The organism is Polynucleobacter tropicus, assembly GCF_013307225.1.
In the GTDB taxonomy this organism is placed as follows: Bacteria; Pseudomonadota; Gammaproteobacteria; order Burkholderiales; family Burkholderiaceae; genus Polynucleobacter; species Polynucleobacter tropicus.
Window position 1 is genome coordinate 1,240,743 of the sequence record NZ_CP028942.1, and the last position, 12,124, is coordinate 1,252,866.

Genomic DNA, 12,124 nt, shown 5'->3' on the forward strand with positions numbered 1-12,124 from the left:
ATGCAGAATACCTAAAGCCCCTTCTGAGAGCTCAAATTTGACCTAACGCAAGCTGGCTAAAACTTTTTCTAAGCGCTTTAGGGACATCGGCGTTGGCGTTTTAAGTTCTTGGGCATATAAAGCCACCCTTAACTCCTCTAATTGCCAACGAAAATCCATCAGGGCTTGGTCACCCTCCATTGCATAGGAAGCGGACCCCCTGCTGCCTTGTATCAGCTTTTGCCATGGTCTTGCTACCGACTCCCAATCTTTTTGACACTGCGCATCTCGAGCTGGGTTAGACCGCATCTTGTCGATTCGCAAGCCGATCGCCTTTAGGTATCGCGGCAAATGCACTAACTGCGCATAAGGAATATCAACAACAAATTTAGCAAAGATTAAACCTTGCACCTGCGCCTGAATATCTGCGTATGCAGTTGGAGATGCCGCTTTTGCTTGAGCCATCTTTTTCAGCAGGTCTGCGTGGGCTTGCAAAGCAGCTAAAGCATGACGCGCGATTTCTTGCGCAATTAAAGCCAATCTTGGCTTGCCTTCTTGCAGACGTTGTGCAAATAGCTCTGCGGTATTAGGCAGTGGCTCTGCCATGAAAGCCCTCTCTATGGAGAGATTCAGAATCTGCTCAAGCAAACTCTCTACTGACCCAACATTAATAAATAGCAAACCAATTTCTCTAATGCCAGGCAATTGTTTTTGTAACGCTTTTAGCGTGTCTTTATTGTTTAAGGCGAAGAGGCGTCGCAAGCCTTGGGTATGCTGCTTGCGCGCTTCCAGCAAATCATCAAATACTTCTAGATCACAATAATCACCACGATCAATGAGTGCAGGATAACCAAATAAGGTCTTGTTAGCTTTAGCGATCTCTAGGGTTTCTGGTAGCTCGCCAAAATCCCAACTTCGGTAACCGTCCTGCTCTATCTTGCGAACTTGTTCTTGAGTCTTGCCATTGGGGCTAACGGGCTTAGCTTGATCCTTAGTTAAATCAATACCTAGCTCCGCATGCACTGCCTCTTGCGTTACCGCTTGAAAAGCCTCGCGCGCTGTTTGTCCATACTCCGAACGCAAACGAGCCAGATTTCGTTCAAGCTCTAATTGGCGCCCATGCTCGTCAATCAAGCGGTAGTTCATAGAGCAATGCAATGGCAATGCTTCTGGTCGGAAATCTGTTCTTTTAATTTCTAGACCACGCTCTTGGCGAATGTCATCAATCAAGCTATCTAGAAAATCACCCACTCCAAATTGATTGCTATCAAGCTTGCGCTCAAGATATGACTTGGCGTAATCAGGCAAAGGAACACAATGGCGTCGTAATTTTTGAGGCAGAGTCTTTAGCAACAACAGAATCTTCTCTTCACACATCCCTGGGACTAACCAATCACAACGACGCCCGTCAATTTGATTGAGCTGGGCCAAAGGCACTACTAACGTCACTCCGTCTTTGGGGCTGCCTGGCTCAAAGTGATAAGTTAAGCTGAGTTGTGCGCCCCCTACTTTCATGGTCTTAGGGTAGCGATCAACGGTAATACCTGCTGCTTCATGGCGCATCAGGTCAGCTTTTTCTAGGCGCAGCTGTCCATCTAGATCGGGGTGTTTATTTAAATATCCTTTGAGGCCCTCACGATTGCATATGTCTTTCGGAATACGAGAGTCATAGAAAGCAAATAGCAGATCATCATCTACTAAGACATCGGGGCGACGTGAGCGATGCTCTAAAGCCTCGATCTCTTTAACTAGTCGATGGTTATGCCAGAAGAATCCAAATGCATTCGAATACTTACGCTTGGCATCTGCTTCAGTTTCACGTTGAAGCGAAGGTGTATCCATACGTCCAAATAACTCTTCTTCGACCAAAGCATGGCGAATAAATAATTCACGCGCTTCTTGCGCATCATGCGGCTCATACCGCACACGGCGCCCATGATAAATCGGCAATCCATACAAAGTGCCGCGCTCAAATGCCAATACCTCACCTTGGCGGTTATCCCAAAATGGATCACTTAAGGCCTTAATTAATCGATGGCCGGCAACCTTCTCAACCCATTGCGGCTCTATTTTGGCAATGGTGCGCGCATACATGCGGCTGGTTTCTTGCAACTCACCCGCCAGAATCCATGCGCCCGCTTTTTTACCAATAGTGGAGCCAGGCCAAATAAATGGGCGTATACCGCGAGCACCTACATAACCACCCGTTTTGCTACTGCGATCTTGAGACTTCTCATCCTCTTCTTTTTTAGCAACAAAGCCAAGTAAGCCAGTTAATAGTGATAAATGAACTTGTTCATAAGTGGCAGCAAGGCCATTTTCTTTCCAGCCCTTCTCACCTAGCATGGTGCGCAATTGCCCATGCACATCGCGCCATTCACGCATGCGACGTGGAGATAAAAATTTACTGCGGCATAGGTTCTCGAGCTGACGATTACTATGTTTGTGTTGTAAGGCATCTTGATACCAATTCCATAGCTTCACAAAACTCAAAAACTCAGAGCGCTCATCGGCAAACTGCAAATGCGCCTGGTCTGCGGCCCCTGCTTGATCCATAGGGCGCTCACGCGGATCCTGCGTTGCCAAAGCCGAAGCAATGATCGTCACTTCCTTTAATGCATTCTGCTCTTTGGCAGCTAGTAACATGCGACCAATACGCGGATCCAGCGGCAAGTCTGCTAACTGCTTGCCAATCTGCGTTAGCTTGAAGTTATTTTGTAGCTCTTTACCGTCCTTACTATCACTAGCCTGCGCCTCATCAAATTGAATAGCGCCCAGTTCATCCAAAAGTTGTACACCATCTGCAATCGCTCTTCCCAAGGGTTTATCAATGAATGGGAAATGCGTAATCTTCGGTAAGCGCAAAGCGCTCATGCGCAATAAGACGGCAGCCAAAGAGCTACGAAGAATTTCAGGATCGGTAAATTTTGATCGATTTAAAAAGTCTTGTTCACTGTAGAGACGAACACAAATGCCATCCGACACACGTCCGCAACGACCTGCGCGTTGATTAGCCGCAGCCTGCGAGATGGACTCGATTTGCAATTGCTCTACTTTGTTGCGATAGGAATAACGCTTGACCCTAGCCAAGCCACTATCAATCACATAGCGAATATTGGGAACTGTTAAGGAAGTTTCGGCAACGTTAGTTGTCAAAATGATTCGACGACCATTGCCAGGAGAAAACACTCTCTCTTGTTCCGCAACCGATTGACGCGCAAATAAGGTTAATACCTCAGGATGAAAACGTTGCTGCAAGACGTGGTCTTTGCGAAGAGCTTCAGCGCAATCTCGAATCTCACGCTCGCCTGGCAGAAAGACTAGAACATCACCCGCTCCCGCTGCACCCTCTCGCCATAACTTGGCAATCTCTTCCGCTACCGCCTCTGGGATTTCCTTGGCCGTCTTTGATTCTTTTTTGTTATCTGGTTTGGCGTCCGACTTAGCATCGGGCTCTAACGGTGAATAGCGCTGCTCCACCGGATATAACCTGCCACTCACCTCAATTACAGGAGCAACCTTGCCGTTGATTGCAAAGTGCTCAGCAAAACGCTGTGCATCAATCGTGGCAGAGGTGATGATGAGCTTAAGGTCTGGTCTTTTAGGCAGTAGCTGCCTGAGATAGCCCAATAAGAAATCAATATTCAGACTGCGTTCATGCGCCTCGTCAATGATGAGGGTGTCATAAGCCCGTAATTGGGGATCACGCTGAGTCTCCGCCAATAAGATACCGTCTGTCATCAACTTGATAGAGGCGGTATGGCTAGTCTTATCCGCAAAGCGCACTTGATAGCCGACATCTTGTCCAATAGGCGATCCAAGCTCTTGGGCAATACGTTTGGCCGTAGCAGTCGCAGCGATTCTGCGGGGCTGGGTATGGCCAATCAATTTGCCACCATTGATTGTGCCTCGGCCAAGATCTAAACAGATCTTGGGCAACTGTGTCGTCTTACCTGAGCCCGTTTCGCCACAAACAATAACCACCTGATGGCTCTGCAAGGCATCTTTGATCAGCTGGCGCTGACCAGAGACTGGCAATTCTTCTGGAAAGCGGATCTCGAGCCTTCGTCCAGTGTTGGAAGCGGGCACAGGCTTTGGAATTGGTTTGGGTTTTTGTTGGTTTATAGGCTCTTGCACCCTATAATTTTCTCACTATGCCGACAAATGCACCAAACCAGGCGTCCAACGCCGAAGAATCTACCTCCAACTTCCCCTTCGTAGGGTGGTTGCGCGATGTCGCACCCTACATTCATAGCTTCCGCGAAAAAACCTTTGTGATCGCTTTTGCTGGTGAGCTTGTCCAAGAGGCGGGTCTTGAAAACCTGATTGAGGATATTGCGATGTTGCATGCCATGGGCATGCGGATCGTTCTGGTTCATGGCATTCGCCCACAAATTGAAGAGCAGTTGAAGTTACGCAAGATTAAGAGCAAATTTGGCAAGAGCGCGATGCACAGCTATCGGATTACCGATGCTGCCGCTCTCGAGTGCGTTAAAGAAGCTGCCGGTGAGTTGCGTCTTGATATTGAAGCTGCATTTAGTCGTGGCCTACCCAATACGCCTATGGCTGGCTCACGCATCTCTGTGATCTCCGGAAACTTCATCACTGCGATGCCAGTTGGTGTCGTGGATGGTGTTGACTACATTCATACTGGTTTAGTACGCAAAGTAGATTCAACCTCTATCAAACTCTCATTGGATAGCAATAAGATTGTGTTGCTATCTCCTTTGGGCTTCTCCCCTACAGGTCAAGCATTTAACTTAGCGTTTGAAGATGTTGCCGCTTCTACTGCCGCAGCCCTTAAGGCTGACAAACTCATCTTCTTAAGCCCCTATGAAGGCCTAAAGGATGATGAGGGTGATTTCATTACCGAACTCTCTATGCCGCAGATGCAAGACTATGTCATGCAACATAAGGATTTAGATCTAGGCATGAAAGGCATGCTCAATATCGCTGGTAGAGCTATTCGCGCCGGTGTAAGCCGTGTGCACTTTTTGCCTTGCAACCAAGATGGCGCCCTCCTAGAGGAACTCTTTACCCATGATGGTATTGGCATGATGTTGGCCTCGTCTGACATCGAGAACTTGCGTGAAGCGAACCAAGATGATGTGGGTGGCATTTTGCAACTCACCATGCCGCTCGAAGAAGAAGGTATTTTGGCTGCTCGCGGTCAAGATGTGATCGAACGCGATATTCAGCGTTTCTCAGTCATTGAGCACGACCGCGTACTCTTTGGCTGCGCCGCTCTCTTTCCTTTCCCAAATGGCGTTGGCGAACTCGCCTGTTTAGCGGTAGATCCTGATGTGCAAGGCTCTGGTGACGGCGAACGCCTACTGAAGCGCATTGAAATGCGCGCCAAACAAGAAGGCATTAAAAAATTATTTGTTTTAACCACGAGAACCGAGCATTGGTTCTTGAAGCGCGGCTTTAAACGGGCAACAGTCGATGACTTGCCTGAAGAAAGAAAACAAATTTACAACTGGGACCGCAAGTCCATGGTTTTAACAAAAGACTTATAAGAGAAGTTTAGAAAGGTATTACAGATGGCACGGATGGTTCAATGCATCAAACTCAACAAAGAAGCTGAAGGCTTGGATTTCGCTCCACTTCCAGGTGAGCTAGGCAAAAGAATTTGGAATCAAGTCTCTAAAGAGGCGTGGGCTGGTTGGTTAAAACAGCAAACCATGTTGATTAACGAAAATCGCCTCAATATGGCTGATCCGCGTGCCCGTCAATACCTATTGAAGCAAGTTGAAAAGCATTTCTTCGAAGGTGGCGCTGATACAGCGCAAGGCTACGTACCTCCAGCAGAGTAAGTTGCGCTCATACTGCTGCGCCACAGCAATAATTTTTTTAATTTATTTATTCAAAATCCGATTTTTACTGTTGACTTGGGATTTACCCAGGCATAGGATGAAACCGTAGCGAGGCAGTTGTTGTGTCCTGCTACATTGGCGAAAGCCATTAAAAATAAGCGCATCTATGCGCTTATAGGCTAAGGAACCAATTACCTTCCGAGAGCCTGCGCCATGCATATCATGGCAAATAACCCGATGGGGAAACCCCGTCGGGTTTTTTAATTTCCGGCGGGGTGAAACTTAGTAAGTAATCCGACTGACGCCAGTTGCGTTGCTCACTAAAAGCACGCTGGCTTTCTCTTTGGCAAACACACCAACAGTGATCACACCTGCAATTTGATTAATCTGCGCTTCCATTTGTGCTGGATTAGCAATTTGCAAACCAGCTACATCCAATATCCAACCACCGTTATCCGTAACAAAAGGTTCGCTTGGCGTTTGATTTAAATCAGCGCGCGTAGCCTTAGCTAAGCGCAAGCTGACCTTGCCACCTAACTTTTCTAATTCCCGAGCCACTGCGCCCTTTGCCAGAGGAATGATTTCCACTGGCAATGCGAAGTTGCCTAGCACAGGCACCTGCTTTGATGAATCACAAATACAAATAAATTGCTGAGCCATCGAGGCGATGATTTTTTCACGAGTAAGCGCCCCGCCGCCACCTTTGATCATATTGCCCTTGGGATCAATTTCATCAGCGCCATCGACATAGGCAGGCAAGCTCTGAACATCATTTGGATCCAGCACCTTAAATCCATGTTTAAGCAAACGCTCAGTGGTTGCATTTGAACTGGATACGGTGCCAGCAAAATGATCCTTATGTCGGGCTAATGCATCAATAAAGCAATTGGCGGTAGAACCAGTACCTACCCCTAATATTTGACCAGCCGGCAGCTTGAGCACTTCATCACGGGCAGCCTCACCCACCATTTGCTTTAGTTGATCTTGATTCATATATCCGCCATTTACTGGAACATCGTATTTAATACATCTATCATATGATATTCAAGATATTGACCCTATATACACCTCATAGACCCCTTTATGAACAGCATCTCAGCCTTAAGCCAACTAGAGCAACTGAAAAAATTCACCACCGTAGTGGCTGATACTGGGGACTTTGAACGCATGCAGGCATTTCAGCCTCAAGATGCGACCACCAATCCCTCCCTCATCCTCAAGGCAGCTCAACAAAGCAACTATCAATCTTTAGTTCATTCGGTAAAGGCGGCACATCCTGGGTTAAGCGCGACAGATTTAGTCGATTACATTCTGGTTGCCTTTGGTTTAGAGATTCTGAAGATCGTTCCAGGTCGCGTCTCTACCGAAGTTGATGCACGACTATCTTTTGATACAAAGGCCACCGTTGGCAAGGCAAAACATCTGATTAGCCTCTACGAATCTCATGGCATTGATCGCAAGCGCATCTTGATTAAGCTCGCTGGCACTTGGGAAGGCATTGCTGCCGCAAAAGAACTAGAAGCATCAGGCATTCATTGCAATATGACTCTGCTTTTTTCTTTGGTTCAAGCTGCTGCATGCGGAGCTGCTAATGCGAAACTGATTTCTCCATTTGTTGGCCGTATTACCGATTGGTATAAAGCAAAATTAGGAAGCAATTGGAGCGATACTAATAATGGCGGAGCAAATGATCCTGGCGTCACTTCAGTCAAGCGCATCTTTCATTACTACAAGCACTTTGACATACCGACAGAGATCATGGGCGCTAGCTTTCGCAATACCAGTCAGATTCTGGAGTTAGCGGGCTGCGATCTCCTAACCATCAGTCCTGAGCTACTAGCTGAACTCAGCGAAAATACTGGTGTGATAGCCAAGAAATTAGATGCGGCTAATGCGCAAGGCGCCTTAAGCGCTGAAAACATTACCCCACTGAAGCTTGATGAATCCAACTTCCGCTTGCAATTGAATAATGATGCAATGGCAACTGAAAAGTTGGCTGAAGGTATCCGCAATTTCTGTGTCGATACCGAAAAACTAGAAGCCTTGCTAGCAAAATGATTTGCTAGTCGCCGACTTATTTCTTGGCGGTATTGATACCTAGCAAGCTATAAGCACCACAATAACCTAACGCTCCGGTTATGAAAGGAGCAATTCCGATCCAAGCCCAAGGGCCTGTGATACCGAAGCCCGCCAAACCCATTAGCGTAACGCCGACAGTCATACGAAGAACGCGGTCTGTGTGACCTATATTGCATTTCATAAAGCCCCCTTGCTGTTAATTACTTGGATTGCTTAACTACTTTATCTCGCCACTTTACTTCGCTGCTTTACTTTTTACTTTAGCTTGGCGCTGACGAAGTGCCTCATACAAGCATACGCCACTTGCGACTGATACATTCAAACTCGATACCACCCCTTGCATTGGGATATGCACTAGCTCATCGCAAGTCTCTCTTGTCAGGCGACGCATGCCCTCGCCTTCGGCTCCCATAACGATCGCAATGGAGCCAGTCAAATCAATGTCGTAAATGGATTTTTCAGCTTCGTCATCGGTTCCAATTAACCACACCCCCGCCTCTTGCATCTCTTTCATACTGCGAACAAGGTTCGTAACGGTAATCACTGGCATGACTTCAGATGCGCCACTAGAAACCTTGCTCACAGTGGCATTAATTGAGGCAGATCGATCCTTAGGAACAACAACGGCATTGGCGCCAGCGCCATCTGCAACTCGTAGGCAAGCCCCAAAGTTATGTGGATCAGTTACGCCATCCAATACAAGGAATAGAGGCTTTTCTTTAGCCTCTTCAACATCTTCAACGACTTCGGTAATCGTACGAGCCATAGTCATTTTTTCAGCCAGAGCAACAACGCCCTGATGACGATCATGACCAGTCAACTTATGGAGACGCTCAGCATCAGCTGCATGCAAACGCTCACCCAAGATTTCTTCAGCCTGCTTTAGAAAATCCCCCATGCGTCGATCACGACGACCGGAGTCAAAATACACCGACTTCAAACTATCGGGGTCAACGCGTAAACGCGCCTGTACCGCATGAAATCCCACTAATATTTGCTTCATATTTGTTTCGTCTTAAATTGCTTTATTTACGTCTAGCTCTAGTATTGCGCACTGATGGCTTTGAGCCAGCAGCTTTACCTGCAGACCTGCCGGGCTTACCGCCCTTAGCATTCTTGCGGCTGGCCTTACTTTTCGATTGTGTTGCACTCAGTGTACCCGCAGATTTAGCCGCGTTTACATTGACGCCACCCGACTTTTGCGGCGTTTTATGAGATGGTCTGCTCTTAGTAGAGGCAGCCTTCTTGCTTGGCCTACCCGTATCGGTAGCCAGCATCATTTGGCGACGACCCGATGCACCACCCGAGTCAGCGCCAGATGCCTTTACCAAGCTAAATTCAATCTTACGTGCATCTAAATCTACCCTGCTTACCAATACATGCACTCGATCGCCTAAGCGATAACGAATGCCGGTGCGTTCACCACGTAGTTCTTGGCGTGCTTCATCGTATTGGAAATAATCCCCGCCCAATTCAGTTACATGCACCATGCCTTCGACAAAGAGATTCTCTAACTGAACAAATAAGCCAAAGTTAGCAACACTGGTAACAGTGCCAGCATATTCTTGACCTAAATGATCGCGCATGTAGTAACACTTGAGCCATGCTTCGACATCTCGAGATGCCTCATCAGCGCGGCGCTCATTGGATGAGCAATGAACACCGAGTTGACCCCAAATTGGTAGAGCGGCATTTGCACCCTTTGGAACTTTTGCGCCTTTTTCCGGACCAGCTTTGGCATCGCTTTGGGATTTTTTAGCATTTACTGCGTTTTCCCTGCCCTTACCTTTGCGAGGAAGAGTTAAATTCAGCGGCACTTTCGGCGGCAAGACCGGGACATATGGCTTCTTCTGCAAAATGGACTTAATGACACGATGGGTCAGTAAATCAGGATAACGGCGAATTGGGCTTGTGAAATGAGAGTACGCTGGATATGCCAATCCAAAGTGTCCCTCGTTGTCTGGCTGATACATTGCCTGCTGCATAGATCTCAACACAACAGATTGCAACATATTGGCGTCAGGACGATCCTGAATCTCCCGCATTAACTTTGCGAAATCTTTTGGCTTGGGTTTTTCACCGCCACCCAACGATAATCCCGAGGTTCTAAGAACTTGGCGCAATGTCACCAATTTCTCTTCAGAAGGCTCACCATGAACACGGTACAGACTTAAATGCTTATTCTTCTCAATGAAATCCGCAGCACAGACGTTCGCTGTCAACATACATTCTTCAATTAAGCGGTGAGCATCATTCCGAATACGTGGCTCGATCCGCAAAATCTTCCCAAGTTCATTACTAATGATTTGGGTTTCGGTTGTTTCAAACTCGATTGCACCCCGCTTCTCACGGGCAGCCAATAGAATCTTAAATAATGAATACAGGTTCGTTAGTAGCGGACGGAATTGCGCAAACCGAGCCGCCTCAGGACCTTTGCTATTAGATAGAATTTCCCAGACGGTGTCATAGGTGAAACGTTGTTCCGAATGCATCACTGCTGGATAGAACTGGTAGGCCAAGACGACGCCATTGTTATCGACTACAGAGTCACACACCATGCATAGGCGATCTACACCTGGGTTTAGCGAGCACAAGCCATTGGAGATCTTCTCGGGCAACATCGGAATAACGCGCCTTGGAAAATATACTGAGGTAGCGCGTAACAAGCCCTCATCATCTAAAGGTTGGCCAGGTTTAACGTAATGAGACACATCAGCAATCGCAACAATAAGGCGCCAAGCCTTAGTTTTGCCGTACATCACTGGCTCGCAATAGACTGCATCATCAAAGTCTCTTGCATCAGCTCCATCAATCGTGACCAATGGAACATCACGCAAGTCAACACGACCCTCAAGATCCTCTTGGCGAACACTATCTGGTAGGGCTGCAGCTTCTTTCATGGCTGCTGCAGAGAACTCATGGGGAACGCCGTACTTACGTACCGCAATCTCAATCTCCATGCCGGGATCATCGATCTCACCTAAGACTTCTACAACACGCCCTACTGCTTGGCGATAACTATCTGGATAATCAATAATCTCAACGCTAACAACCTGACCTAACTTAGCTTGACCCTGACCCTTAGGCGGAATCAAGATATCGTGACCAATACGTTTATCTTCTGGCGCAACAATCAGTACGCCGTTTTCATTTAAGAGACGGCCAATGACGACTTTGTTGACGTGTTGAATCACCTCAACGATCTGCCCTTCTGGGCGACCACGTCGATCCGTTCCTATGACTCTGACATTGACTCTATCCCCATGCATGACGCGAGACATTTCTCTCTCAGAGAGAAAAATATCTTCACCACCATCATCGGGGATTACAAATCCAAACCCATCTCGGTGCCCCTGAATCGTTCCTAAACGATCCGCCTGTCGAGGCATCAAGTCTTTTGCTTTACGCATTTAATTCCTTTGGCAATTCCTGCCTTATTTATATCTACTGATATCTATTATTGTTATGAATAAGGCTACTGTATCAAACCACCGAGTCCGAAGGGAAAAAGCCAAAATGAGTCTAGGGTAAGCCTAAAACACCCACCCCTCTATAATGGAGGAATGCCCAGGTGGCGAAATTGGTAGACGCACCAGCTTCAGGTGCTGGCGATCGTAAGGTTGTGGGGGTTCGAGTCCCTTCCTGGGCACCAAACACCTCCAAACCAACCTCCAAACCACTTCATATAGTCCTAAATGGGGACGATTCTTGTCTTTTCAAGGTCGCCTAGAGACCCATAGTTCGATGCAGGATCTTGGGCTTCATTTCTTCCCAGAGACTTTCAAAATCCTCGATCTTTTCGTCCGAGAGCTTGACTGGGTCGTAAAGATGTCCAAAAACAATCGAATCCCGTTTAACCAAGGTCTTTTCAAACTCGCTCAGGCCAATCGGCTTATCTTCCATATCACGAGTTAACTCAGCAGAGCAAACGATTGCCTGCTCGTCATCTTTATCAACTACGGCAAATTCAATAAATTGCTGGTTCTTCTCCACGATGACCAAAGTTCCTCTAGCGTAGGTGACTGCATCATGCTCTTTAACGATATAAGCCAAGAACTGATCCTCATCAGCGCGTTCCATCTGCAGATCATCAATAAAGAATAAATACTGATCGCCATCACTATTGACCATAGTAAACACCTTGGGTGTAGCGCCATGGCCTAAAACAATATTACGGTAATAGCTAGAGACTTCAACGGCAAGATTTTCAGAAAAGAGATGCATAGTACGTGTATTTGATCTGTGTATGA

At 47.1% G+C, this 12,124-nt stretch carries 9 protein-coding genes and 1 tRNA gene; 4 read left to right on the forward strand and 6 right to left on the reverse strand.

Annotated features, from left to right (window positions below):
• Positions 1-42 precede the first annotated feature (42 nt).
• Positions 43-4,068 carry an ATP-dependent RNA helicase HrpA gene (gene hrpA, locus DCO17_RS06430; protein ID WP_173956733.1) on the reverse strand — a complete coding sequence of 1,342 codons (4,026 nt, stop codon included), beginning with the start codon at positions 4,066-4,068 and terminating at the stop codon, positions 43-45.
• A 65-nt stretch (positions 4,069-4,133) separates the two neighbouring features.
• On the opposite strand from hrpA, the gene argA reads away from it, so the two are divergent.
• A complete protein-coding gene (gene argA, locus DCO17_RS06435) occupies positions 4,134-5,498 on the forward strand; it encodes an amino-acid N-acetyltransferase (protein ID WP_173955931.1) in 1,365 nt (454 codons plus the stop codon).
• 24 nt (positions 5,499-5,522) lie between these two features.
• Positions 5,523-5,795 carry an oxidative damage protection protein gene (locus DCO17_RS06440; protein ID WP_173955932.1) on the forward strand — a complete coding sequence of 91 codons (273 nt, stop codon included), beginning with the start codon at positions 5,523-5,525 and terminating at the stop codon, positions 5,793-5,795.
• A 282-nt stretch (positions 5,796-6,077) separates the two neighbouring features.
• Here the strand turns inward: DCO17_RS06440 and rpiA are convergent, their stop codons facing one another.
• A complete protein-coding gene (gene rpiA, locus DCO17_RS06445) occupies positions 6,078-6,788 on the reverse strand; it encodes a ribose-5-phosphate isomerase RpiA (protein ID WP_173955933.1) in 711 nt (236 codons plus the stop codon).
• 90 nt (positions 6,789-6,878) lie between these two features.
• On the opposite strand from rpiA, the gene tal reads away from it, so the two are divergent.
• Complete coding sequence (tal, locus tag DCO17_RS06450) at positions 6,879-7,853, forward strand: transaldolase (RefSeq protein ID WP_173955934.1); 975 nt, start codon at positions 6,879-6,881, stop codon at positions 7,851-7,853.
• 16 nt (positions 7,854-7,869) lie between these two features.
• Here tal and DCO17_RS06455 read toward each other — a convergent pair whose 3' ends face one another.
• Genes DCO17_RS06455 through rnr form a run of 3 tightly spaced genes read right to left on the reverse strand, consistent with a single transcriptional unit; the run spans position 7,870 to position 11,284 of the window.
• Positions 7,870-8,055 carry a YgaP family membrane protein gene (locus DCO17_RS06455; protein ID WP_173955935.1) on the reverse strand — a complete coding sequence of 62 codons (186 nt, stop codon included), beginning with the start codon at positions 8,053-8,055 and terminating at the stop codon, positions 7,870-7,872.
• A gap of 54 nt (positions 8,056-8,109) precedes the next feature.
• Positions 8,110-8,877: a 23S rRNA (guanosine(2251)-2'-O)-methyltransferase RlmB gene (gene rlmB, locus DCO17_RS06460; protein ID WP_173955936.1), complete on the reverse strand. Its 768-nt coding sequence runs from the start codon at positions 8,875-8,877 to the stop codon at positions 8,110-8,112.
• 22 nt (positions 8,878-8,899) lie between these two features.
• The gene (rnr, locus tag DCO17_RS06465) at positions 8,900-11,284 is read right to left on the reverse strand and encodes a ribonuclease R (protein WP_173955937.1); all 2,385 of its coding nucleotides are present in this window, start codon (positions 11,282-11,284) and stop codon (positions 8,900-8,902) included.
• Between the two features lie 155 nt (positions 11,285-11,439).
• On the opposite strand from rnr, the gene DCO17_RS06470 reads away from it, so the two are divergent.
• A tRNA-Leu gene (locus tag DCO17_RS06470) sits at positions 11,440-11,526 on the forward strand.
• A 74-nt stretch (positions 11,527-11,600) separates the two neighbouring features.
• Here the strand turns inward: DCO17_RS06470 and DCO17_RS06475 are convergent.
• On the reverse strand, positions 11,601-12,098 hold the full coding sequence (locus tag DCO17_RS06475) for a hypothetical protein (protein WP_173955938.1): 498 nt from the start codon (positions 12,096-12,098) through the stop codon (positions 11,601-11,603).
• Positions 12,099-12,124 lie beyond the last annotated feature (26 nt).

Bases quoted from the DNA above. Each gene is read 5' to 3' on its own strand.
- argA (WP_173955931.1), top strand. From the start codon at position 4,134: ATGCCGACAAATGCACCAAACCAGGCGTCCAACGCCGAAGAATCTACC.
- DCO17_RS06440 (WP_173955932.1), top strand. From the start codon at position 5,523: ATGGCACGGATGGTTCAATGCATCAAACTCAACAAAGAAGCTGAAGGC.
- rpiA (WP_173955933.1), bottom strand. From the start codon at position 6,788: ATGAATCAAGATCAACTAAAGCAAATGGTGGGTGAGGCTGCCCGTGAT.
- tal (WP_173955934.1), top strand. From the start codon at position 6,879: ATGAACAGCATCTCAGCCTTAAGCCAACTAGAGCAACTGAAAAAATTC.
- DCO17_RS06455 (WP_173955935.1), bottom strand. From the start codon at position 8,055: ATGAAATGCAATATAGGTCACACAGACCGCGTTCTTCGTATGACTGTC.
- rlmB (WP_173955936.1), bottom strand. From the start codon at position 8,877: ATGAAGCAAATATTAGTGGGATTTCATGCGGTACAGGCGCGTTTACGC.
- rnr (WP_173955937.1), bottom strand. From the start codon at position 11,284: ATGCGTAAAGCAAAAGACTTGATGCCTCGACAGGCGGATCGTTTAGGA.
- DCO17_RS06475 (WP_173955938.1), bottom strand. From the start codon at position 12,098: ATGCATCTCTTTTCTGAAAATCTTGCCGTTGAAGTCTCTAGCTATTAC.